Raw genomic sequence first — 24,326 nt, 5'->3', positions numbered from 1 at the left:
TAGCAATTGTCATACATTTTAATGATCTCGCCGGTCCCTTTACCTTCAACACTTCTGACATACCCATTGATCACTTTTTGCATCGGTATGGGATTATGGCCGGGAAAATAGGCCTCGTATTTTTCGACAGCATCTTCAACCAGCCCGGATGATACCACATTGATTCTGAGTTCATTTTTCAGTTCAAGAGCGGCGGCTTTGACAAAGCTGTGAATGGCGCCATTGACCATAGCAGCGCTGGTTGTCATGACAACCGGATGATCTGCGAGGATCCCGGTTGTCAGCGTAAAAGATCCACCGGAATTCAAGTACTCCTGCCCGATTCTGACCGTGTTGACCTGCCCCATTAATTTGCTCTTTAAGCCGATGTAGAAATCGTCTTCGGTTAAGGCATCAAAGGGTGCCCATTTTGCTTCGCCGGCGATACACAAAACGGCATCCAATTTGCCCACAGTATTAAACATCGCTTCAATAGATGTCGCATCCGTAATATCGACGGTGACATCGCCTGAATTTCTGCCGGCAATGATAATTTCATGTTTTTGAGTGAAATGGGAAGCCACTTTTTTGCCGATGGTACCATTACCGCCAATGATTAAAAGTTTCATTATATCTCCTTTTCATAGTTATGATTTTATCTGTTCTTTACCGCTGAATGCTATGAATTCTCGGCATAGGCTGCTTCAGCTTCTTGGTAAAGAAGATCTTCCTGCCCCAGATAGCGCGGAGAGAAGTGAAATATGGTAAATTGTCGGGCGCCACAGCAGGCTGCCAATTCACCGGCTTGCCGGGCAGTTAGGTGATGCTTTTCAGCGGCCAGATCTTGCTGGGCATCCAAAAAAGCCGCTTCGATAAAAAGGTGATCAGAATCCTGTGCCAGTGAAATAATTTTATCTGCATTTGCCGGTGTGTATGCCACATCAGCAATGTAGCTGATTTTTTGTCCCGGCGTGACCATGGCAATATGATCGGCCAGCTCGCCGAGAGTAAAATGCCGAATCATATCAGAGCCGGTTATCACTTCAATTTCCGATGCCGGATCGGCGCCGGCATACAAAGCCTGTTTAAAATCGGTCAGCCAGGGGCCGGTCTGCAGGTCAAGTTCATTAAGCGCATCTTTGTTAATATTGACATGAAAACGCTCTTTGATGGCAAAGCCCAGACAGGGGATGTCATGATCCAGGATCGCCGCCGAAACCTTAAAAGCGGGTGCCTCAACCAGAATATTTGTGAACGGTTTCCTTTCGGCCTCGTCGGTTGGGATGAATTCATTCTGGCACAGGTAAGTTCTGGAGAGCTGATAATCATGATGGATCTCGGTCAAACGCAGCTTGAGGCGATATGGATAATTTGCAACCAGGTTCCATGAATAAGCGGCCAGTTTGCCCTCTACATTGGATAAAAATTGACGCGGCCCAAATAGATGCAGATTTTTTTCACGGCCCAATGCCAGACGCAGGATGCGATCAAAGCCGATAAAATGGTCCATGTGTGTGTGGCTGACGAACACATGGCTGATCTTGAGAATATCCCGCGATGTCAGTACTTGATTGTCGCCAAGGTCGAAAAGGATCGCTTGACTTTCAAACAGAAAAGGAATGAAAAGACCGGGATCATCAAATGGTCCGTTGATGAGTCTGGGATGAAAACGGGGGTGCATTATGCAGGCAGAAATTTTTTGATTTGCTGGTGAATATTTAGATAAATGTCTTCGTCGGACCCATAAATATCGACGACATCTTTGTGATTAAGAAGTTTTTCGATGATAAAAGCCGTCAAAAATAGGCTAACCACATGGGGCTGGGGAACAAGATTCCGGATGGGGGACACCTGATAATCGATTTCAAAATCATCGGCGCGGCCTAATTTTTCCAAGGCATTCTTGATTTGCTCTTCCAATGCATTTTTGTTGGTGGTTTCAACCAGGTTGTCATCAACCAGTTTCATGGCGATCGCATTGGAAAGGGGATCAATACAATCTTTGATTGAATTAATGGCTATTCTGCGGCTACGTTCTTTTTGAGACTCGATTTTGGAAAGGATATTGGCTTCGCGTGTACTGGGCCGGAATACTTTTGCCATGCTTGCACCTTATTTTTGGAGTCAGCGTAAAAGTCAGTTTAGTAAAAATATAATGGGTAATGCAGTGGTTTGCAAGCAAAATATTATATGCTTATCCGCCTAAAGTTTTTTTTAAAACTACCCGATATCACTACTAATGATACCTTTATTACGCGCATACCGCGCACAAAAATTCACAAATAAATGAATTTAGGAGCAGACCGGTAAAATGGCGACCGCAACCCAGAACTCATCAACCCGCTCAGAGCGCCCGGATAACGGATTTTCTTCAATCGATTCGAATGCTGATGCCTTCAGCCAGCTGGCAAAACACCTGGTTAAATGCAGTTTTCTGACCGACAAGCAGGTCGAATACGCCCGGCGGGTTCAAGCCAAACTCGAAAAACACCGTCCTTTACTGCAAGTAATTAAAGAACTGGAATTTATTACCGACGATCAAATCGGCGAAGCAATTCGAAAACACCCGGTATCGATACGCATTGGAGAGCTTCTGGTGGAACTGGGGCATATCAATACTTCCGATCTGCAGACGGCACTGGCCATCCAGGCTGAAGAAAAATCAAAACGAAAACTGGGTAAAATCCTCGTGGAGCGCCAGTTGATTCAAGAACAAGTGCTGGTTGAAGCCCTGTCTTTGCAATTGGCGGTGCCTTTTGTACAGCCGAAATGGGACCGTATCGATCACAAAGTATTCGCGCAGGTGCCATTAAAATGGTACGAAACCCATCAACTTATACCGATTCAGGCCAACGGCAGTGCCATTACGGTGGCCTTTGCCGACCCACTGGACCAAGAAGAGCTGCAGGCTGCCCGTCAGGTATTTGGCGACCATATTGTGGTGGCCATTGCCTGTACAAGCGCTATCCAAGAAGTTGTCTTGAAGGCCCAGCGCACCGAAATGAAAAACCAAATCTCGTCCATGGACGAGCAATTCATTATCAAACTGGTGGATGATATTATCCTTGCAGCCCTTCAAAGGGAAGCCAGCGACATCCACTTGGAGCCGTTAAAAGCGTGTCTGCGTGTGCGATTCCGCCAGGACGGGGTGTTGGCTCTTTTTGAGGAGTACCCACCGGAAACGGCGCCGGCTGTCGCCAGCCGCATCAAGGTTCTTTGCGAAGTCGATATAACTGAAAAGCGCCGTCATCAAGGGGGTCGCTTTTTCTTCGACCACCCCGATGGGCAGCTGGATATACGCGCCTCCTTTTACGTGACCGTTCACGGGGAGAAAGTGGTTTTGCGATTGTTGAACCGACATGGCCAGCTGCGCAAAATTGACGATCTTGGGTTGTCTGGTCGCATACTGCATCGGTTTGTAGAAGAAGCGCTTAATTTGCCGAGTGGGGTGCTTTTATTTACTGGTCCGACGGGGTCTGGCAAAACTACCACGGTTTACAGTTGTTTGCATCATATCACCAACCCCCAAATGAGTATCGTAACCGCAGAAGAGCCGGTTGAATACGTTATTGACGGCACTTCCCAATGTTCCATCAATCCGAAAATCGGATTGACCTATGAAGAAACACTGCGCCATATTCTACGACAGGACCCGGATGTCATTGTTATCGGTGAAATCCGTGATAATTTTTCGGCAGAAGTCGCTGTACAGGCGGCTCTGACCGGGCATAAAGTGCTAACAACCTTTCACACCGAAGATAGCGTAGGGGGGTTAATTCGACTGCTGAACATGTCGATTGAGGCCTTTATGATTTCCTCCACGGTGGTCAGTGTTATGTCGCAGCGTTTGCTGAGAAGAGTGTGTCCGTCTTGCACAAGCCCGCTCACACCCACATCACAGGAATTGCAGCGCATCGGGTATTCGCGCGATGACATCAGGGGGATTCAATTTCAAAAAGGCCGTGGATGCACGAACTGCCAACACACCGGATACAATCGCCGCGTCGGTATTTTTGAGTTGCTTATTTTAGACCAGCTTGTGCGGGATGCTATTCTGGAGCGAAAACCAAGCAAAGAGCTTCGACAGATTAGTATTGAATCCGCCGGTCTCATAACCCTTTTGGAAGATGGCATCCATAAGGCCGCCGAAGGCGTTACAACGGTTGAGGAGTTGCTGCGCAGTCTGCCGCGCTTGCAGCAACCGAGGCCGATGGCAGAATTGCGGCGCAATTATTAGGAGAACGCTATGGAGACTCAGAGTTCCCTGGTGGGAATGATTAAAAATTATACGGCCGCAGAAAAAGTTAAGTTGCCAGCCTTTAATGCGACTGCACTGCGAATTCAAAAAGAGGTTGCCAAAGAAGAGCCGGATTCCCGTTTGATTGAAAAACTGATTGTTAGTGACCAATCTCTTACCGGGGAGGTGCTGCGTGTTTCTAACTCTTCCTTCTATAAGGGCTTGGCCCAGGTGGCAACGGTCAGAGATGCCATTATTCGTCTGGGAAATAAGGAAATATCCAATATCGTCAGCCTGGTGGCTCTGCAGCATAATTTCGTGTCCAAGGATCCGGCTGTCAATCAGATCATGAAAAGACTGTGGCGCCATTCGGTGGGTTGTGCCATCGGCGCGAGCTGGATTGCCAAACAGAGCAATTTTGAGACACTGTCGCATGAAACATTTATTGCCGGATTGCTTCACGATGTGGGCAAGCTTTACATTTTGAAGATCATGGATGGTATGGTCGCCGGCGGGGAAATCGATACCCCACCATCGGATACGGTTATCCAGGAAGTCATGGCCAATTTGCATACCGATCAGGGATCGTCACTGATGCGGCAATGGAATTTGCCTGAAAAATATTGCCTTGTCGCCCGGGATCACCACCTGGCCGAGCTGGATGATAACAATCCTCTGTTGATACTGGTGCGCCTGGCCAATCAAATGTGTCATAAACTGGGTATAGGAATGATAAGCGAACCTGCCGTTGTTCTGCACACTACCCCGGAAGCCACCCACCTAAGATTGTCCGAAGTGGATTTGGCGCGCCTGGAAGTGCGTCTGGAAGACTCACATGTGTTTGCGGGCTGATCCTAAGGTTCGAAAGTTCTGCGTTCTGGGTTCAGGGTTGTGCTTTACAGGTTGCGGGTTCCGAATTTCACGATTTAGACTGCCAGCAGCCAGTAGCGAGAAGCCAGCGGCCACCCAATAAGGTTCTCTGACCTCTGTCCCTTTTACTGTGCGTCTTCGACAATGATCTGTATGCTCCTATTATTATTCCAGTGATTCCAACGCAATCGGAAAGCAAGGCGGGCATATGCGGTTTTTTCTATTAGCTTCTGATCGGCATTGAACCAAATGGCGTTGATGGATTTAGCGTTACCTTCACCACCCTGGGTGAGCACCATTTTGCGATGGCCTTGCCCAACGATTTTAGATGACAGCACTTTAACGTCACGTGCCATAAACAGGGGTTCCGGGTTCTGATTGCCGAAAGGACTGATCTGTTCTATTTCATCCATCAATTTGGTCGATATGGCATTGAAATCAATTTCAGTATCGATGGTCAGGCTTGGCGTTTGAAAATCGATCTGAGCCAACCGGATGACGGCCCTTTCGAACGCCTGTTGAAAGGCACTTAAATTTTCAGATCTGATGGTCAAGCCGGCTGCCATTGAGTGACCGCCAAAATCTTCTAGCAGATGCCGGCAATCCTGTAGCGAACTGTATAGGTCAAGGCCCGGTACGCTGCGGGCAGAGCCTTTGCCAAGGTTACCTTGCAGGGCGATTAACACAACCGGTCGATGATAGATGTCCACAATACGGGAGGCCACAATCCCCAAAACACCCAGGTGCCATCCCGAATTCCAACTGACCAGGCTTTGTGCCTTTAGCGGGTCCGGATATTGTCTCAAATCGGTTAAAATGGCATCCAGAATGGATTGTTCCAGTTGCCGCCGCTGCAAGTTGAATTGATCCAGTGTTTGGGCCAGCTGGTGTGCTTTGGCAGTATTGGTGCTTGTCAGCAGCTGCAGCGCCTGAGACGCATGGTCCATTCGGCCGGCAGCATTCAGGCGTGGAACGAGTCTGAAAGCTACATCTTCTGCATTGATCGGTTGCTGCTTGATACCGGCAACTGACCGCAGTGCGGCAATCCCCGGTCGTGTTGCTGCATTGATCAGTTGCAGTCCTGTTTTTGCAAACATACGATTTTCGGCAATCAGAGGAACCTGGTCGCCGATGGTGCCCAGCGCCACCAGATCGCAAAGGTTTTTAAGATTGGGTTGCGGGCGATTTTCCCAGAAGCCCCGATCGCGCAGGTGTTTTCTGATAGCGATAACCAGGGTAAAAGCAACCCCCACACCGGCCAATGTTTCCATGCCGGCCGAGCAATCGGGACGTTTGGGGTTCAGCACGGCCACGGCCGGTGGTATGTCTTCAGGAATTTCATGATGATCGGTTACGACCACATCGATACCTGCTTTGGCAGCAGCAGCAAGGGCATCGGTGCTGCCGGAACCGCAGTCGGCAGTAATAATCAATCGGATCTGGTTGGGAAGAGCATTATTTTGGATGTGGTGGGGCTTCAGGCTATAGCCTTCTTTGATGCGATGGGGAATATAAACGGAGACATCAGCGTCAGCGGCCTTCAGGAACTCTAAGAGCACTGCCGTGGCACTAATTCCGTCTGCGTCGTAATCACCAAAAATCAGGATTTTTTCTTTATCCACCACAGCGCGGCAAATGCGATTGACAGCCGATTGCATGTCTTTCAGACCAAATGGCGGGCGCATCTGATTGAGTGTTGTGCCCAGAAAATCTGAAGCGTCATCTGCAGATGTCAGGTGACGGTTAATCAAAACCGCTGCGGTGACCGGATGACAGTTCAAACGGTCACTCAATTGCTGCACCTTGACGGCATCCGGTTGCAGTATATCCCATTTTTTCTTCATGGACGGCCCTATAACCTATAAACACCGCTTGAACAACCCCATAATGTGGGCTGCCGCATTCAGGGGTTTTTTATTGCAAATAAGGCATATGTGGTTATTATGGATTTTGAGTCTTTACCTCGTGCCTGATCAATGATGTGTGGGTGATCCACTCATCCAAAAAGTATCAAAGGCTGTTTTCTTTGATTTACAACAGGCAATCACTATACGCCCTTACAACTTAGGCATACTTTGCAAACAATACAACAGCATTACAGGGTGGATCGCAGCAAAATCGCTTTTCTGAAGTTTATTTTTGAAGCATACGACGGCATTGCCACAATTGAAACCATCGAACCGCAAGAAGGCATCATATTATTTTACATTGCACCCGGCTGTGAGCAGCAGTTCCAAGATATTCTGCAGGATCTTGCCAAACAGATCTTGATTCGACCGTTGAATGCCTACAGCGCTCTTAAGCTCTGATGAACAGGAGTAAGCCCTTTTCAGATGAACTCAAAACGTCTTTATCTTCACACCATTGGCTGCCAGATGAATGTGTACGATTCAGAGCAAATTGCCATGCAGCTGGCAGCCCTTGGTTATGCGCAAATCGCCACAATGGACAGTGCCGATTTGATTATTGTCAATACCTGTACGGTCAGAGCCAAAGCCGAACAGAAAGCCTTCAGCATGCTGGGACGGCTGGCAAAGATGAAGCGTCATAAAAAACGATTGATTATCGGCGTAGCAGGCTGTGTGGCTCAGCAGGAAGGCCAACGAATTTTGGACCGTATTCCCGCAGTCGATCTGGTGTTTGGGACACAGGCCATATACCGGCTCCCGCACCTGATTCAACAGATCGAGACCCGGCGTTGCCGCATCGTTGATGTTGAAATGGTTGACATGCCGGATATTCCTGAATCCCTTGTTGGATCCTCAAATCCGTCTCTGGTATCCAAATTTGTCACGATTATGAGGGGTTGTGATAACTATTGCGCCTATTGCGTGGTGCCCTTCGTGCGGGGACGAGAAACGAGTCGCAAACCTGAAAGTATCATTCGTGAAATTCGGACCCTGGTAGACAACGGTATCAAAGAAGTCACCCTGTTGGGACAAAATGTCAACAGCTACGGCATAAGTGATAATTTATGCGCCTTTACCGAGCTCTTAGCGATGGTAAACGAGATCAAGGGGCTTTACCGTATTCGGTTTACCACCTCTCATCCAAAGGATTTGGGACCTGATTTGATCCAGGCGTTTGGAGAGATTGACAAGCTGTGTTCTCACATTCATTTGCCCGTACAATCCGGTTCTGACAAGATTTTAAAGCGCATGAATCGCCATTATACCCGCGAGCAGTACCTTGACAAAGTGGCTCAACTACGGGATACTTGTCCACAGATAGCGATTACATCTGATATCATCGTCGGCTTTCCCGGCGAAAACAAGACCGATTTTGAACAAACCTTACAACTCATCAAAACGGTCGAATATGACGGGTTATTTGCTTTTCAATATTCAGATCGGCCCCCTGCGCCTGCGGTTGGATTGTCTGATAAAATTTCGGCACCGATCATCCGTGATAGGCTGCAAGTCATTCTGGCATCTCAGGAAAAGCTGACCCGAAGCAAAAATCAACAATTGGTCGGATCCACCCAATGGGTTTTGACCGATGGATATAGCAAAAAAGAGACGGTCAGGCACCCTGCTGGCAGCGACCATATGATGCAGTGGACCGGCCGAACTACCACAAATAAGATCGTTAATTTCCATGTGGATGACGCTTCGGCTGTCAGCCAAAACTTGACGGGCAAAATGGTTGGCGTCCATATCGATAAGGGCTATACCCACTCGCTGTCCGGCAGAGCGCTAAACCTCAAGCCCTCAACTCGAGGGTCGAAAGGAGTTGAAAACTATGCTGCATAAGGTGAGCATTGCGGGTTTGACTATGGATCCAGCCTCGAACACGCCGATCATCATATTGAAATCAGAAGAAACGGATCAGGCGGTTCCGATATGGATCGGTTTGCTTGAAGCAACTTCAATAGCCTCAGCCCTCCAAAAGATAAAATATGAACGTCCAATGACGCACGATCTATTCAAGAATTTTTCGGATCAGCTGTCCATATCTATATCAAAAATAGAGGTTTGTGACCTAAAGGACAATACGTTTTTCGCCAAAATTTACTTCATTTCAAAAGATGGTAAGTTTGAAATGGATGCGCGCCCGAGCGATGCGATTGCACTGGCGTTGCGATTTGATGCGCCCATTTATGTGGCCGATGAGGTCATGCAAAAATCTAAAATCGGCGACAGCGAGGCTGAGGTCCTGGATACCAGCGAGGAAGGTAAAAAATGGGCTGATTACTTGGAAAGCCTCTCGCCGGAAGATTTTGGAAAATTTAAAGTTTAGTGTTTGATGCTTGAAATACACAGGTGATTCCAATGGGTTGTGTTTAATTTTTGATATGATATCATACTGTTAAACAGATTCAACGCCTCGCCACATCGCAAATGCAACCGCCATGCGCTGCAGTTTTGCTGCAGCGCCTCGGTTTTTTCTCGTTTTACCCACCATTTTCAATCCATTAGAAAATTCAAAAAAACAAACGATTTTGTCCATTTTCTGCCAAAAACAAAATTGTTCATAACGTGTTGATAACTTCGAATCTACCTAAAATTTTTATAAAAATTCTTAGTTTTGGTAACCCTCTGCAATTAAATGGCATCACATTTGACTGGAAATATTTTAATTAAATTTCAGATAGATATAAGTTGTTGATAACTCCCTGGGTTCCATTTTGAAAAACAGCCCTAATCCGATTTGACACCAGCGCTAACTTGGCCAAATATAGCATTATGGTTGTGCAAAACTTTTTTTCCTTCCTTGGGATGCAATTGGATGAGGGGCGGCCTTAAATTCGCATCCAAACCAGTTTTTAACAAACACTTTGAGCTCATTACCATTGCTGGAATCCGGACGCAACATATAGAGCCCAGCACTTAAGAAATGGTCTAAACAACTATATATTGTGGTATAAGTAATGGTTGCCACAATATATTGTTGACTCGTGATTTGTTTTGAGCTATAGTTGCCATAACATCAGCTAAAATTTAAACCACCACACCGCTTTTAAGGAAGCTATTATGTGCACCATTTTAGTAATTGATGATGAAAAGGGCATATTAAGCGTGATTCGGGAGGCATTAACACGATTTGGTCATGATGTTGAAACGGCGCTGGACGGAATGGAAGGCATTCAGAAATTTGATGATGGCCGTTACGATATGGTGATTACCGATTTGCGCATGCCGGGTCTGGATGGTAAAGGTGTGGTTGAGCATATTCGTGCCTCCTGTAATAACAGCATACCCATTATCGGTATTTCCGGTACACCGTGGCAGATTCAAGACTCGGGCTTTGATGCAGTCCTTGCCAAGCCGTTTCCGCTACTGGACCTGGTGGAATCAGTCCAAAAGCTGATCTCCATTCCACTGAAAAGGGCCATCAGCGCCTGATACCCCAAGCAAACCGTTAAAAATTAAACAGCCGCTTGATCGTTAGCGATCAGCGGCCTTTTTATGGCACCATCCGAATCATTGATGCAATTATGTTTGTTTTTGCCATCACAAAAATAGGTTCTCATACAATCAGGTTCGCGCGTTGTTCCGTTTAGCCCGTTGAGCCGGTTGGAGCCTGTTAAGCCTTGCCAAAGGTTCCCTGAAAACCGGATTAGACCCGATTAAAGGCAATGATTTCTGGCCCTTTAACCGGCAAACGGGCTAACCCGCCTGAGGCGGACAAGCCGGCGACGGGCTCAACCAAAGCTATTCGGATGAATATCCGAATAGCTTTTAATGAGTAAATTTTCCATTTTCGTAGATCAAGACTTCTTTGCCGGATTTTAAAATTGCGATTACCTGTTTTTTTTCGGTATTGACAAAATCCCAGTGCAGGGCGGATTCGTTAAAGCCCAATTTGCGTTTTAGCGGCTTTGTCAGTTCGATGGTATTGCCGGAATACGTATTTGAGTACGAAGACCCCAGTGCTATGTGACAGTTACCGAATGTGCCACCGTAGTTTTCATCATAAAGCGTATTGGCCATAAAGCGGTTGATTCGTGAAAAACGTTTATCGGTTAATGAAAACTCACCCAGGCGGCTGGCGCCCTTATCCATTTGCAGTTGCTGCTGCATGAAGTCCTGGCCCTTTTGAGTTCTAATTTTGGTCAGGCGGCCGTTATCAAACTTCAGACGCACCCCACGCACGTAATTGCCGCTGCGATAAGAGGGCTGGTCCGCATAATAGGTGCCATGGGTGCCACGCCAATCTGGCGAGACAAATATTTCAAAGCTGGGAATATTGCGTCCCGATATGCCAACCCAGCGTCGTTTATCTCCCAGTGAAATATGCAAGTCCACATTATCAGAAGTCACCTGCAAAGCGCTTACCGGTAATTGGTTGAGCCAACGCTTGATGGCTTGCGCTTGCTTGTATATGCGCTGCCATTCTTTTTCTGGAGAAGCCGCATTTAAAAAACAGGCTCTGGCAACCTGGCTGCTATACGCTTTTTGACTGATGCGTGCATGTTTCGCCAATTCAGCTGTAGGGAAAATACATAACGTCCAGCTAAATTTTCCCCGGGCCTCTTTGGTATCAAGCACATCACGCAATTTTTTTTTGGAAAGCAGTGCTGTTGCGATTTTTTTGGAATCAATTTTGGCCAGGTGTGTCATTGATTGAGGGGCATAGATTGAAATGCTGCCATCTAAGCGGGAAAACAGTTTTTCTTCACCCGGCGGAATAAACACCAGTTGCTTGTTGTTGGATAGCATGTAAAAGTCGCGCTCCATTGAGGCAGTGGGATTTAGGCGCAGCAGCGGATGCGCCCCGGCCGCGAGCAACTTGGCAAATAAAATTTCGGCCAAGCGTACGGCTGCCAGGTCAAAACGAATGAGCACAAGGTCGTTGCGGGTGATGCGGCGGGATTTGGCGGTTTGCAGGCCCCACAATAAGACATCGGCATAGCGCACGAGCTGTTTTTCGGTCAGCACGTTCTCCCCCTTCTGTTTTTGTCCTTTGTGTCCATTTTCAGGTACCCGGTATTTGAATGACTTCCACGGGTTAACGGTCAATAGCGCCTGGCTTCTCGCTTCTGGCTGCTGGCAGGAAGCCAGGAATCATTGAGTAGAAGCCAGATGCCGGCTGCCGGCAGTGGTCTGAAGCTATGATGCCTCTTTTAAAAAAAGGCCGTGATATTCGGCCTCAGAAAGATGTGTTTTAAGCAGGCGGGTCATGAGATTAAAAATTTCGGACAATTCATCCTCAGACAGCCGCTTCACAAGGGTCTTCATTAGCCGATCGTCGGAAAATTTCTGAAGATAATAGACGACGGTGTTTTCGTCTGTTTCCCGATCAGCTCCAAAACCCACCAATCCTTCATAGGTTTCCACAAATTCATGCGAATGACGCGTCATAGGCAACCTGCTCTTTCTGAATGACAAACTGAAAAATAATCTATGCAGTTATCCGAAAAACGCCAGTTGGATACGTCTGGTATTTTCTCACCACGAAGAACACGAAGATCACAAAGGGAAATCACATAAATTTACTTTTATCCTTTCGTGCCCTTCGTGGTTATATATGCCTCGCTTGAGCTTTCTGCATAACCAACATAATTTCTTCTCAATTCATAAAGGAAAAAAAATGCGAGGTCAATCTAACTTCTATGGTGAGGCTGAGGGCAGCATGTGTCAACCGTCATTCGGTTAGAGCAGAAATGCGTTTCATTTCGTCATTTTATTGCTTTGAAGGACGGACGTTTCAGTTGGGAGGGGGTTGATCAAGGACACTGCGAATGGTGGTGGCCAAATCATTTTTGATGACCGGTTTCATGATAAATTTTTGAATACCCATCTCCAGTGCTTTTTCTTCGGTGATGTCTTCGTTAAAACCGGTACACAAAATCACCGGAATGCCGGGTTTGACGTCCAATAATTTTTGGGCCAGCTCATCACCGGTCATGTGCGGCATGGTCATGTCCGTGATCACCAGGTCATAAATTTGAGGCTGTTTCTTAAATTCCTTGAGCGCTTCAACACTGCTGGTTCGAGTGGTGACCTTGTAGCCCATATTTTCAAGCATCTGTCGTTGCATGGAAACAATTTGCTCTTCATCATCGACCAACAGGATGCGTTCGGTTCCTTTTTCCACACCATTGACAGGTTCATATTCGGTTTGAACATCCTCGTCTTCGATCACAGGCAGCAAAACCGTAAAAACGGCCCCTTTTCCCGGCGTGCTGCTGGCGGTGATATCACCGCGGTGGTTTTTAACAATACCATGAATCACCGATAGACCCAGTCCAGTGCCTTTGCCCTGTTCTTTGGTGGTATAGTAGGGTTCAAAAATTCGATCGAGTACTGAAGCATCCATACCGCAACCTTCATCTTTTACCAACAGCTGCACATGTTTGCCGGGCTGCATACCGATCTTTTGAACCGTTTGCTCGTATCCGACATACATCTCTTTGAGGCTAATTTCCAGCTTACCGCCTTTGTCTTGCATCGCTTGATAGGCATTGGTGCATAAATTCATGATTACCTGATGGATCTGGGTGGCATCCCCCATCACCGGGGCGCAGTTTTCATCGATATCATGCACAATTTCTATAGATGCCGGAATCGATGCGCGCAAGAGTTTGAGCGCTTCATTTACAACATGATGAACTTCGACGGGTTTGCGTTCCTGTCCGCTTTGCCGGCTGAAGGTTAAAATTTGTTTGACCAGTTCTTTAGCGCGGTTGGCAGCCTTAAGAATCTCTTCAAGGTTGCTGTGAGCCACACTGTCCTCAGTCACTTCGTCCATGGTCAGCTCGGTGTATCCGACAATGGGAAATAAGATGTTGTTAAAATCATGTGCAATACCGCCTGCTAGGGTGCCGATGGCCTGAATCTTGAGCACCTGCTGCAGCTGGCGTTCGTATTTGGCAAGCGTCTGGGTGCGCTCTTCAACCATTTGTTCAAGGACTTCATTTTGATTGCGCAGCAAAGAATAAAATTCAAGGCTTTCGAGGGCATTGGCGGTATTGAGCAAAATAATCGATAACAAGGTCAGAGAAGTGTCCGGAATTTTGTTGTTTTTTTCCGGTAATAGCCCGACATACATCCCCCGTATGCGTGAATATGTGGCGATAACATGCAACACAAATTTTCGGCTATGATCTTTGGAGGATATCAATACACCCCGTTTTTCCCGCATGGCCCAGGCAAAATAGCCCTGCTCGATCATATGATTAACTTCTGTTTGGATATAGGGTTTCAGCTGGTTGTCATTGCATACAGCCAAATTAAAATTTGAACTTTCCTGATCCACCAAATAAAGCGCATTGGCTTCAAAAGGGATCAGGTGGCTGATTCGCTTGTCGGCTTCCTTCAAGATATGATCAGGGCCATAGCCCTTGTTAATATTTTCCTGGAAATCACCCAGTGAAAGGGCCATTTCAAGGGCATTTTGGATAAACCTTCGGTTTTCTTCAAGGTAATCAATGCGGGCCAGAAGTTTATCCGCATCCATTGGTATGGTGGTATCTTGATTCATATTGGCGTTACATGTCCAGCATAGATTCTAAAGCAAAATATTGATGGGTGGCCTGTTTGGTAACCACCTCGAAGCAACTCGGTGACAACTCCAGGCTTTCCCAGGCGGCATGGTCCAGGGGCGGTACAAAACGCTCTCCGCTGGTGCCAATGCCCAATCCGTTGGTTATAATATCCGCCAAATGGACCAGGGTGGCAGGCTGTGGTTGTTGGGCTTCTCTGGGATTATGATGAAAATAAACATTGTTTTCCAGAACCATGGGCAGTTTCCATTGCTGCAGGAGATGCTTGACCAGATGGGTATGGTTGCAGCCCAGATAATCTGATTCCTGTTTATACAGCAGCATTTCCGAAGATCGCGCTCGGCTGAGTACATTACGAGATTCAGTGGGAAAAAAGCTGTAGAGAATCAACCGCCCCAGATCATGCAGCAGCCCTGAGACAAACAATTGTTCTGTCTGAGGCATGTTTTTGTGGGTTGCTAAAATTCGTGAGATGATACCGCACGCCAAACTATGCCTCAGAAAAGAGTACATGCTCAGTATTTCTTTTGGAATTTTATTAAACAAAGAAATCAGGCTGATGCCCAGTGCCAACCCGGAAATTTCCCGTGTACCGATCAATGTCACCGCCAATGAAATTTTATCGATTTTGGATGGGAACCCGTAAAATGGCGAATTGACAATTTTCAATAGCAGGGCAGTTAAACTGGGACTGCGCTGAACCACTTGCGCGATATCTTCTGCCGATGACAAGGGATTGGCAATCACTTCGTTTAACTCGAAAACAATTGACGGTACTTCCGGCAAGGTAATGTTTTTGTTTTTCAGTTTTTGCAGAAAATTACTTCCATTATTTCCTTGCTGGCTGTCGACTTCCGTCAGATCGATCGTATTTTCATCTCCACAAAGATTGTGTTTACTGCGGAACTCAAGCGAAATTCGATAAATTTCTTTGATGGCCGGATGATCTAAATCGACATGGCGAAATAGATTTTTTGTAGTTTCTTCAATTTTTTCAATTCGCTCCGGGCTTGCCGGGTCAGCGAAAGGATTCTTGTCGCCATTGTTGCCCTGAATGTTGACCTCGGTAACGCCCCATATCTTAAAAATTCGAAAATGGGATGACTGGATTTTTTTGTCCTTTTTGAGCAGCAGTCGCCCATTGATGTCGCGGACTTCCTCATCCAGAATCATACCCGGTTTTAGATCATTGATGTGCGTAAGTCCCATTTGATGTTCCCCAACTTCCCATGAACAACCAAAAGCCTTTTAGTGACTTAAAATTATTTATAATGTTTTAATTTTGGCTTATGCCTGCTTCGGAATTGTCCATGTGGTGCTATTTATGATTATCGTCTTACTGGGGCATAAACTTAAGGAAAAATAAGAAAATTCGGACTGTTCGGTATTTTTTGACCTAACGACGCGGGAACAATGCGGATTGTGGCCCAAACACGAAGGCCTAACGGGTCTATTTTCAAAATTTAATAAAATTATCAACAGGTTGGGCCTGATACTATCGGCAAATCAATCAAGCTGCAGAGGTGGTTAGACGTTGGCGCAATTTTACCATCGCCTCAAGGTAATCCTGAATTCCATGTATGAAGATGTCGTTATGGTTGGCGTGGGGAATTTTAAGCAGCGTCTTATCAGCAGCCGAACAGGTTTCAAAAAGCAAAATCCCGTCGGAAAAGGGGATGATGTGATCTTTTTCAGCATGAATAATTAAAGTGGGTTTATGAAAATCAGCTATTTTTTCAGTATTTTGAAATCCGAGCGTCTCCTCGAAGCCGATGTCGGTCGTATTGATGCCTAAAAGCTGTAGCAGAGGGGCAGAATGGGCAAAGCCGCTTTCGACAATTAACCCATCAACGCGGGCTGGGTAATGAGATGCCAGTTCGAGTACGGAAGCACTGCCCAGCGATCGGCCCATCAAAACGATAGGACCACTGTATTGCTCTTGGGCGCGCCATTGGCAGACAAAATCGAAAATCACATGACAATCACGCATCATGGCGGTTACGGTGGGTCGTCCGCTCGAGCGGCCGTAGCCACGGTAGTCAACAGCTAGAAGGTTGAATCCCAGCTGATTTACGATCCGACCAAAATCATCGTAATCGGCCGCAATTTCTCCGTTGCCGTGAAAAAACAAAAGGGTTGCACCGGATTTTTCGGTCAGGTGAAATCGAGCGCCTATAGAAATGTCAGCTTCCACCGGTATCATCATGAGGGTATCGTCATTTGCTGAATCGGGCTGCCCGAATTCGGGGCGCGGGTGAAACAACCTATTCGACACCGCCGGTTGGTCCAACAGCGGATAATCTATTTTGCTTATATCAATCATCATAATACGCCTCGATAGTAAGCGATCTGCCTGGCAATTGGTTTAAACACATTTAAAACAGATTCTTTTTCTGCCTCTATAAAGGGCTCTGCTGTGCGGCCCATATCGGTCAATGTTTTGACTTCAGCAGGGGTTGCGCAGCCCACAATGGCGACATCGATATCGCATGAAAGCGCGTAACGAATCAGCGTTTCGGCTGTGATCTGAGCCGGGGGTAACAGAAAATGGGAGGCGCCCAAGACTTTCATGCCGATAGCGGCGATACCTTTTTCTCTGGCTGCCGGCAAGGTTTCTGTTAGAAAACCACCCAGAATGTCCTCGACCGGATTGACCGGTAACATGACGGCGTCAACCGGCCATTGTCGAACCGCCTGTGTCAGAATGTGTGGATTGTGATGTCCGGTGACACCAATCGCGCGGATCTTACCGGCAGCCTTGGCTGCAACAAAAGCTTCCAGCGCACCACCGGCTCCTGAGATCGTTGCCAAATCCGCTTCTGTGCGGACATCATGAATTTGCCACAAATCCAGATAGTCTGTCTGCAGGCGCTCCAATGATTGGTTCAGATCGGCCTCAGCCCCTTTTTTATCACGGCTGGCAGATTTGCTGGCCTGAAAAATAGCAGCCCGGATATCGGGGCGTTTGCCCCATAAGCTGCCGTAATATATTTCGCTGTCCGCGTAAACACGTGCTGAATCAAAATAGGTGATGCCCTGATCAACGGCGGCCTGTATGACAGCATGCGCCTCGGTATGCCGTTGGCGGGTCCGCAGAACACCCTCGCCGCCCAGACCGGTTCGGGTCACCGTTTGTTGAGTTTTTCCGAATATCCGTTCTTGAATTTGGGTCGGATCCATTCCGAAGTCACCTTGAACGATGGTTTGGGGTCATGTGAGCATTCGGGCGGCAACTTCTTTAAGGATTTTAACTGTCACCGCGGCAGTCATTTCTGACAGGTCTCTTTGGGGGTTAAATTCGACGATGTCAGCACCCACGATTGGCGCTGGCAATTGTTGAATCAACTCAATCAACTGGCGGGTCGTCATTCCGCCCGGTTCATGATGGGCGACGCCGGGGGCGAATGCCGGATCAAGAACGTCTAGATCGATTGAGAGATACAACGGACCCTGCAACTGAATCCGGGCGACTGTCTCCAATTGTGGTATCGTGATCATTTCCACTCCGAAACGTTCAGCCTGTTGTTTTTGATGCGGATTCAGCGAACGGATACCGATTTGGACCAGGCGCGATGCGAGATTTTCTTCCATGATCCGCGCAAATGGACAGGCATGGGAAAAGCGGTTGCCGTCATAACTGTCATACAAGTCGGGATGGGCATCCAGCTGAACAATTTCAAGCCGGCCAAACTTTTTATGATAGGATTTTATGATCGGATAGGTAATTGAATGATCGCCTCCCAGGGAAATGAGACGGATATGTCGTTTCAAGAGCTCGCTGATATTGGCTGCAATGCTCTCGATGGCATCCGGATCGCTGTTGACGCGCATATTACCAAGATCGACAAAATCAGACCGGTCCGCCAGATCGATGCCTGATTCCGAGCACATATTACTGGCACCAGATGTCAAAACAGCACGGATTTGGCCAGGTGCTTGGGCAGCACCATGCCTAAATGACGAATGGGCATCAAATGGGATGCCGATCACCGCAACCACCCCTGGTTTTATCTTATCGCTGGATAGGTCCATTTCGTCTCAGACGACTGCTTTTCGTATCCTATAAGTCACTGCCGCAAAGAGCGCACCGGCAGCACCCGGCAACCTTTCTGTTCATGCAGACCGACCGAAAATGCGCTTCCCAGGTTGAAATCGAACACCAACGGCAGGCCCAGGGCCATATCTGATGTCCAGACAAGGATACAACTGAGCTGGATTTGCGGAACGATTTTAACCGGATGACCGCATAGCGTTTGATATCCCTTATATTTAGGGTCCTCGACAAAAAGACTCTGCAATTCGGTGGTGGTTGGAAGACGCCAGTTGTCGTATAACTGCGGGATTGTATCTGGAAATTCTTCTGTCAGCCAATTTTTTATCTGGTCCCAGAAGATATCGTTTTGATTATCGGTTCTGGCCCACATGAGCCCGAGTTTGCGATCGGTGATGGTTCCGTTGCCATGATCTATGAAACGTTGCTCGGCCAGTGCCATATCGATAAAGCCCGTCATCACCATCAGCAGCAAGATCGTTTCGCAGACCAGCATTTTGGACACGGTTTTATTCATATCGTTTGGCGGTACCAAATGGGATATTAGAATTTACAGCGTCTCTCAACACCTGTTGCGCCTAAACTGCTGAAGACTAATAAAGAAAGCTGCACCTGTCAACCCGCAACACCTTGCAGCACTGGGCTTTTGTACTCCCCGGCCATCTGTACATGTGCAGTTTGAGCGAATCCATCAGAAACGGCTTTTATCCCAATTTATTTTGAGGGCCGCAGATAATCGGCAGCGGGTCTCAGCGATTTTTCCACTAGCTGATTTAAGGCGGAGGAAGTAGGAATCCAAATTTTTTATAAATGTTCTGCCCGGTCTTCGAAAGAATAAATTCAATAAATTTTTGGGCATTTTGCGAATGGGGAGTATTCTGTAATCGGCAAATATAATAATTTATGTTATCTCTTTGGTCCAGACGGGCACCGGGTTCAATTTCATCAAATGGCAGATCGGTGTCCCGGGCCTGCTTGGCTTCCGTCACCCAGACCGGTCCGACATCCACCGTCCTTTTTCGAATTCGCAGCGGTGTTTCGCGATGGTGGACACGGGTCAAAATTGTTGTGCCTTCGTCCCGCTTTTCTTCCATAATGCGTTCGACAAGGGCGTTTCCGCCCGCCTGACGGTACATGTCGATGATATAGTAAGCGATATCTTCATTCTCAGGGTCCGGCTGTGAGATGCGGACATCATCTCTCGCCAGATCCTCCACTGATACAATATTTGCCGGATTCCCGCGTGGCACCATCAATGTCAGGCGGTTGTGCAAATACAGAAGTTCGTCCCCTGGCCGGATATGCCCCTGTTCAGCCAGAATTTGCATGGCCTTTTGATTTACAGAGCTGTAGACGTCCGGGTAGATGTTAAACGGCTTGCCCTGCCAAAGAGCGCCCCTGGCCAATATCTGCTTAAGTTCCAGACCCGGTGGCAGGGTTTCGTAAAATATATTCTTTATTTCCGGATGCTGTTCCTTGAATGCTGTGATGATGTCCGGCATGACCATGAATTGGTTGCCCGCCATATAAAGCACCAAGTCAGCCTGTGAAGCAATCTCCAAATGATGCAGGTCATCCGCACGCTCTGGTGGAATGATGGGTAAATCTTTTGGGGACATAATAAGTTCCCTTATCCAACATGCCTGATGCGACCACTCAATAATTTTAAGGTGTCAGGTGTCAGGTGTCAGCGTTCAAAAGTTCCGCCGGAGGCGGTTCAGGTTTCAGGTTTCGGATGTCAGAAAAAAGACGCCATGCAGAATCTGATGGTTCTCATCAAATTCGTAGTCCTGACACCTGAACACTGAAACCTTATAAGGTGGCAGCCTTATTCCTCTTTGAGCGTCGACCGAACGATGAGCTCCGAATGCAACGTACGGTGAACCGGGCAGCGATCGGCTATTTGAAGTAGCCGCTGTTTTTGCTGATCATCTAGTTCTCCGGATAGCTCGATTTCACAATCAAATTGGTCCACCTGACCTTCTTTTGTCTGGCAGGTCTCGCAATCAGCGGCATCAATTTTTTTATGGTTTAATTGAAAGGTCGCATCTTCCAACGGCCATTGCTTGCGGTCGGCATACATGCGCAACGTCATGGCTTTGCACGTGCCCAGGGCCGCCATTAAAAGATCGTAAGGCGTCGGGCCCAAATCGCTTCCGCCCATCGATTGGGGCTCATCGGCGACCAGGCTGTGACCGGCTGCCATAATGTCGGTGACATAAGCCGTCTTGCCGATTCGGGTGGTTACCTGATGCTGGGCGTCATCAACGGCGGGTTGATCTGGGTGCGTATCGCTGACGTATTTACTTGCCCAGGCCGCGATGACCGCACCGGCATACAGAGAATCGGCCTGGCTGGTTAGCAGGTGGTCGGCTTTATCGAGGGAAACAAAACTTTTAGGGTGCCGGGCGGTCTGAAAAATCTGGGCCGCATTGTCGATCCCTACGGTATCATCCACCGGAGAATGCAACACCAGCAGCGCCCTGTCCAGCTTTTTGATCGTTTCTTTCATATTGACAAATTGCAGATCTTCCAAAAACTGCTTTTTAAGCGTAAACGTTCTGCCGGCTAAGCTGACTTCCGCTTTACCGCGGCTTTGAATGATTTGAGTTGCGCTGCCAAGAGAGTGGGTCACATGCCCGGGATCGGACGGAGCGGCGATGGTCACCACGGCAGTTGCAGAAGAAATGTGCGCAGCCGCTTGCAGTACCGCTGCTCCGCCAAATGAATGCCCGATCAATATTTTCGGCGCTTCATAGTTGGATTCCAAAAAATCAGCGGCCACAATCAAATCACCAACATTGGAGGAGAAATTGGTGTCCGCAAAGTCACCTTCGCTTTCACCAAGACCTGTGAAATCAAATCGCATTACCGCGATGCCTTCACGCGTCAGCGCCCGGGTAATGTGGGCAATGGCCTTGATATTTTTTGAACAGGTAAAGCAATGCGCAAACAAAGCATATGCCGCTGGTTTGCCGGCAACCGGCAAATCGATCCTCGCTGAAAGAATCAGGCCATCGTTGTTTTCAAACTCAATCTTTTTGAATTTCATATGCGCCTCTTCTTTGTCGAATTAAGGTTTAAGGCTCTAAAGTTCCGCCTCTGGCGGTTCTGGTGTCAGGTGTCAGGTTTCAGGGACGAACAGAAGGGCTGACACCTGACACCCGAAACCTGAAACCTTCTTGTATAATTTCCAATAAATTGCCTTGAGTTTTGTATTTTCCTTTTAGTCTAATTGCGGCACATAGTCCTGGATGGCCGGCGGCTTCAGGTGCGGGTCTTCGAGCATTTTTAAGGCGGCTTCGATAACTGCATGCTGCTTTGCCGGTTCATCAGGCGCATCCAGCGGGTAACCATGACGAAAGGGGACACACAGAGCACGCGGTGGAAGCACTTTTTCAGCCACATGGCGCAACAATTGAATGGTCACCGTAGAGATACCCTGACGCTCCAGTGCCCCGGCCACCAGACCCACGGTCTGGTTGCAAATAGGTCAGACCGGAATCAACAGCGCGACATCCACGCCATCGTCTTTGAACAGTTTGACGACTGCCGGAAGGGTTTTTTTGACCAGCCGTCCGGGCGCGGTAATAGAACCCATAAACGATAAATATCGGCTCGTCAATGAACCGATGCGACCCTTAATTACCAATTCCTGCATGCGCCGAATGGGAAAGGCCAGGTTTGGGTCTTGCCGTAATCCAGAATGGTCAAAGATTTTGCTGCGATGGGTGTCGATTAACTCGTTGGCGTTCATATCCGAAGGAATTTTACGAAAACTGTAATCTCCCCCTCGAATCGATTCGTCAAAAGGCGCTTGGCCATTCGTGATAAAGCCCGAACTGGATACCACAGCCAGGCGACAATCCTTGAGCGGTTTTTGCAAAGGTGCCCAGGGTACCGGGTCATTGCACCGCCAGGGGTAGGTTTTTAGAAACAGTCGATATCTTAACGGAAATTCTCTCAGTTGCCCCATTGATGCGTTCCTCTATTGATATAGATGAATTGGGTTTGGCGATAACACCAGATCTACAGAACCTGTATCGTTTCATTTTGACCTAGGTCAATTTTTTTAACAACCCATTAAGCTAATTTTATCCTAAAACAGTATGGCCTTCTCAATTGACATCACTACATGTCAAGCCATTAGCACTGCTTTTGGTCAGCAGTCAACTTTGATACCAAAATCACTGTTATTCATTTCCAAGATAGAAGGGTGGTGTTTTTAAACACAATGAATTTCATTCATTATATTAATGGCTTGACATTCAAAAACCCACCCGATAGAACATCAACCATCGATCAATTTTACCGCGCAGCATGATCTAAGCTGCGTGATCGAGCCCGCAGTTCAATAAAATCAAGGATCGCGGTCGCAATTGCTTTAGGTTGCTGTGATCTGCCAACCCATAACCCGTTTTCATTCTGGAAAAGGAGGGTTTACCATGATCGTTAAGAATATGAAAATGCTCATGATCTTATTATTGGGAATTTTTCTAATCCTGCCGGGAAGCGCGGCCCTGGCGGCCGAAAAGCCCATTATTGTTGGTGCGCCGCTTTCAACGGCCTTCCTATATGGATGGGGTCCTGAGAGAGCCTTTACCCTGGCGATTGAGGAAATCAACGCCGCCGGCGGTGTCAATGTGGGCGGCAAGAAACGACCGCTCAAACTGGAGGTGATTGATACCCGCGATTTGGAACCGGGTGTGCCGGTCAGCGAGGCCCTGCTGGCGGTTGAAAAGCTGATCCTGGATAAAAAAGCTGATTTTATAGTCGGCGGACCGGTTCGTTCCGAAGCCGCGCTGGCCGCGATGCCGCTTTTAAGCAAATATAAAAAGGTGTCGATCCTGACCACCGGTGTTTTAACGCCCAAATACCACGCAATGGTGGCCGAAAACTATGACAAATACAAGTATTGTTTCCGAATCCACGGTGAGGCCAAGAATTTGGTGGGCGAGATGTTTGCCAACTTTACCGAGCTGAAGGAAAAACACGGCTTCAACAACCTTTTTATCATCGCGCAGGATGTCTCCCATGCGCGCGGTGCGGCCAAAGTCATGAATGCCGTTGCCACTAAAAAAGGCTGGAATGTCACCGGTGTGGAAATTTACCCCACCGGTGCAACTGACTTTTCCATGGGATTGCTCAAGGCCAAAAACAGCAAAACGGAAATCATCAATATCTGGATGGATATGCCCGAAAGCGCCATTTTGCTCAAGCAATGGTATGAAATGAAAATTCCGGCCCTGCCGTTCGGCTCGACCCTGGCAGCTGCCGAGCAGCCCGGTTTCTGGAAAGCCACTGATGGCAAAGGCGAATATACCCTCTGTAACGTCGTCAATGCCGGCAACGCGCCTTCCGATGCTACGCCCTGGACCATGAAGTTCTACAACGCCTACGAAAAACGATGGGGCGTTGCGCCCGAGGGATTAGGCGGTTCCAGCAGCTATATGGCCATCTATGTATTGCGGGATGCCATCGAGCGCGCCGGCAGTCTCGATTCGGACAAGATTGTGACCGAGCTGGAAAAAACCGATGTGATGGGCGTTTACGGGCGCTTGAAATTCGATCCCAAAAGTCACCAGGTCATTCCGGCCAAAGATCCTGAAACCGGTGCGGTGGGCAGTATTCTGCAATGGCAGGACGGCAAACGGGTTGTAGTGTATCCCAAAAGTATTGCCAAGGGTTCCATTCAACTGCCGCCCTGGATGAAAAAATAATACCTAAAAATGTTGCCTGAA

24 protein-coding genes are annotated in these 24,326 nt (G+C 47.7%); 7 read left to right on the top strand and 17 right to left on the bottom strand.

What is annotated here, in order from left to right; translation table 11 throughout:
- The 3 genes from QNJ26_12260 to QNJ26_12250 all read right to left on the bottom strand — a co-directional run.
- Positions 1 to 608: short chain dehydrogenase (locus QNJ26_12260; GenBank protein ID MDJ0986309.1), on the bottom strand; the 608-nt coding region annotated here is incomplete at its 3' end.
- Positions 609 to 658: 50 nt separating this feature from the next.
- Positions 659 to 1,660, bottom strand: coding sequence for an MBL fold metallo-hydrolase (locus QNJ26_12255; GenBank protein MDJ0986308.1), 1,002 nt, complete (start codon positions 1,658 to 1,660; stop codon positions 659 to 661).
- Positions 1,660 to 2,082: a hypothetical protein gene (locus QNJ26_12250; protein ID MDJ0986307.1), complete on the bottom strand. Its 423-nt coding sequence runs from the start codon at positions 2,080 to 2,082 to the stop codon at positions 1,660 to 1,662. Before QNJ26_12250 ends, QNJ26_12255 begins: the two co-directional genes overlap by 1 nt.
- A 208-nt stretch (positions 2,083 to 2,290) precedes the next feature.
- Between QNJ26_12250 and QNJ26_12245 the strand changes: the two genes are divergently transcribed.
- Entirely contained in the window at positions 2,291 to 4,216 is a 1,926-nt protein-coding gene (locus tag QNJ26_12245) for an ATPase, T2SS/T4P/T4SS family (GenBank protein MDJ0986306.1), read from the top strand.
- Between the two features lie 9 nt (positions 4,217 to 4,225).
- Positions 4,226 to 5,068: an HDOD domain-containing protein gene (locus QNJ26_12240; GenBank protein MDJ0986305.1), complete on the top strand. Its 843-nt coding sequence runs from the start codon at positions 4,226 to 4,228 to the stop codon at positions 5,066 to 5,068.
- 143 nt (positions 5,069 to 5,211) lie between these two features.
- Here the strand turns inward: QNJ26_12240 and recJ are convergent, their stop codons facing one another.
- Positions 5,212 to 6,930 (bottom strand): single-stranded-DNA-specific exonuclease RecJ, encoded by a 1,719-nt coding sequence (recJ, locus tag QNJ26_12235; GenBank protein MDJ0986304.1) that lies wholly within the window; start codon positions 6,928 to 6,930, stop codon positions 5,212 to 5,214.
- A 258-nt stretch (positions 6,931 to 7,188) separates the two neighbouring features.
- Here recJ and QNJ26_12230 point away from each other — a divergent pair, with 258 nt between their 5' ends.
- From QNJ26_12230 to QNJ26_12220, 3 genes are read left to right on the top strand one after another with little or no spacing between them, the layout of a single operon-like run.
- A complete protein-coding gene (locus tag QNJ26_12230) occupies positions 7,189 to 7,395 on the top strand; it encodes a DUF4911 domain-containing protein (GenBank protein MDJ0986303.1) in 207 nt (68 codons plus the stop codon).
- A gap of 24 nt (positions 7,396 to 7,419) precedes the next feature.
- The gene (miaB, locus tag QNJ26_12225; protein ID MDJ0986302.1) at positions 7,420 to 8,838 is read left to right on the top strand and encodes a tRNA (N6-isopentenyl adenosine(37)-C2)-methylthiotransferase MiaB; all 1,419 of its coding nucleotides are present in this window, start codon (positions 7,420 to 7,422) and stop codon (positions 8,836 to 8,838) included.
- Positions 8,828 to 9,325: a bifunctional nuclease family protein gene (locus tag QNJ26_12220; protein MDJ0986301.1), complete on the top strand. Its 498-nt coding sequence runs from the start codon at positions 8,828 to 8,830 to the stop codon at positions 9,323 to 9,325. Before miaB ends, QNJ26_12220 begins: the two co-directional genes overlap by 11 nt.
- 69 nt (positions 9,326 to 9,394) lie before the next feature.
- On the opposite strand, the gene QNJ26_12215 is transcribed toward QNJ26_12220, so the two are convergent.
- Positions 9,395 to 9,535: a hypothetical protein gene (locus tag QNJ26_12215; protein MDJ0986300.1), complete on the bottom strand. Its 141-nt coding sequence runs from the start codon at positions 9,533 to 9,535 to the stop codon at positions 9,395 to 9,397.
- A gap of 524 nt (positions 9,536 to 10,059) precedes the next feature.
- On the opposite strand from QNJ26_12215, the gene QNJ26_12210 reads away from it, so the two are divergent.
- The gene (locus QNJ26_12210) at positions 10,060 to 10,431 is read left to right on the top strand and encodes a response regulator (GenBank protein MDJ0986299.1); all 372 of its coding nucleotides are present in this window, start codon (positions 10,060 to 10,062) and stop codon (positions 10,429 to 10,431) included.
- 336 nt (positions 10,432 to 10,767) lie between these two features.
- Here QNJ26_12210 and QNJ26_12205 read toward each other — a convergent pair whose 3' ends face one another.
- From QNJ26_12205 to QNJ26_12150, 12 genes are all read right to left on the bottom strand, one after another.
- Positions 10,768 to 11,967 (bottom strand): aminopeptidase, encoded by a 1,200-nt coding sequence (locus QNJ26_12205; protein MDJ0986298.1) that lies wholly within the window; start codon positions 11,965 to 11,967, stop codon positions 10,768 to 10,770.
- Between the two features lie 171 nt (positions 11,968 to 12,138).
- Positions 12,139 to 12,390 (bottom strand): cytoplasmic protein, encoded by a 252-nt coding sequence (locus tag QNJ26_12200; GenBank protein MDJ0986297.1) that lies wholly within the window; start codon positions 12,388 to 12,390, stop codon positions 12,139 to 12,141.
- Positions 12,391 to 12,736: 346 nt separating this feature from the next.
- Entirely contained in the window at positions 12,737 to 14,512 is a 1,776-nt protein-coding gene (locus tag QNJ26_12195; protein MDJ0986296.1) for a response regulator, read from the bottom strand.
- Between the two features lie 7 nt (positions 14,513 to 14,519).
- Positions 14,520 to 15,743: an HDOD domain-containing protein gene (locus QNJ26_12190; GenBank protein MDJ0986295.1), complete on the bottom strand. Its 1,224-nt coding sequence runs from the start codon at positions 15,741 to 15,743 to the stop codon at positions 14,520 to 14,522.
- A gap of 301 nt (positions 15,744 to 16,044) precedes the next feature.
- Positions 16,045 to 16,860 (bottom strand): alpha/beta fold hydrolase, encoded by an 816-nt coding sequence (locus QNJ26_12185; protein ID MDJ0986294.1) that lies wholly within the window; start codon positions 16,858 to 16,860, stop codon positions 16,045 to 16,047.
- On the bottom strand, positions 16,857 to 17,714 hold the full coding sequence (locus QNJ26_12180) for an aldo/keto reductase (protein ID MDJ0986293.1): 858 nt from the start codon (positions 17,712 to 17,714) through the stop codon (positions 16,857 to 16,859). Before QNJ26_12180 ends, QNJ26_12185 begins: the two co-directional genes overlap by 4 nt.
- Positions 17,715 to 17,744: 30 nt before the next feature.
- Positions 17,745 to 18,566, bottom strand: a complete 822-nt coding sequence (gene speB / locus QNJ26_12175; GenBank protein MDJ0986292.1) for an agmatinase — start codon at positions 18,564 to 18,566, stop codon at positions 17,745 to 17,747.
- A gap of 35 nt (positions 18,567 to 18,601) precedes the next feature.
- Positions 18,602 to 19,102 carry a DUF1566 domain-containing protein gene (locus tag QNJ26_12170; GenBank protein MDJ0986291.1) on the bottom strand — a complete coding sequence of 167 codons (501 nt, stop codon included), beginning with the start codon at positions 19,100 to 19,102 and terminating at the stop codon, positions 18,602 to 18,604.
- A gap of 256 nt (positions 19,103 to 19,358) precedes the next feature.
- The gene (locus QNJ26_12165; GenBank protein ID MDJ0986290.1) at positions 19,359 to 20,204 is read right to left on the bottom strand and encodes a substrate-binding domain-containing protein; all 846 of its coding nucleotides are present in this window, start codon (positions 20,202 to 20,204) and stop codon (positions 19,359 to 19,361) included.
- 209 nt (positions 20,205 to 20,413) lie between these two features.
- Positions 20,414 to 21,637 (bottom strand): alpha/beta fold hydrolase, encoded by a 1,224-nt coding sequence (locus QNJ26_12160; GenBank protein ID MDJ0986289.1) that lies wholly within the window; start codon positions 21,635 to 21,637, stop codon positions 20,414 to 20,416.
- 174 nt (positions 21,638 to 21,811) lie between these two features.
- Entirely contained in the window at positions 21,812 to 22,060 is a 249-nt protein-coding gene (locus QNJ26_12155) for a hypothetical protein (GenBank protein MDJ0986288.1), read from the bottom strand.
- A gap of 18 nt (positions 22,061 to 22,078) precedes the next feature.
- Positions 22,079 to 22,561, bottom strand: coding sequence for a glycine/sarcosine/betaine reductase selenoprotein B family protein (locus tag QNJ26_12150; protein ID MDJ0986287.1), 483 nt, complete (start codon positions 22,559 to 22,561; stop codon positions 22,079 to 22,081).
- Between the two features lie 469 nt (positions 22,562 to 23,030).
- Here QNJ26_12150 and QNJ26_12145 point away from each other — a divergent pair, with 469 nt between their 5' ends.
- Positions 23,031 to 24,305, top strand: coding sequence for an ABC transporter substrate-binding protein (locus QNJ26_12145; GenBank protein ID MDJ0986286.1), 1,275 nt, complete (start codon positions 23,031 to 23,033; stop codon positions 24,303 to 24,305).
- The last annotated feature ends 21 nt before the right edge of the window (positions 24,306 to 24,326 follow it).

This window comes from Desulfobacterales bacterium (genome assembly GCA_030066985.1).
Classification (GTDB): domain Bacteria; phylum Desulfobacterota; class Desulfobacteria; order Desulfobacterales; family JAHEIW01; genus JAHEIW01.
Note: the sequence above shows the minus strand (reverse complement) of the source record. Positions and strands in the feature narration are given on the sequence as shown.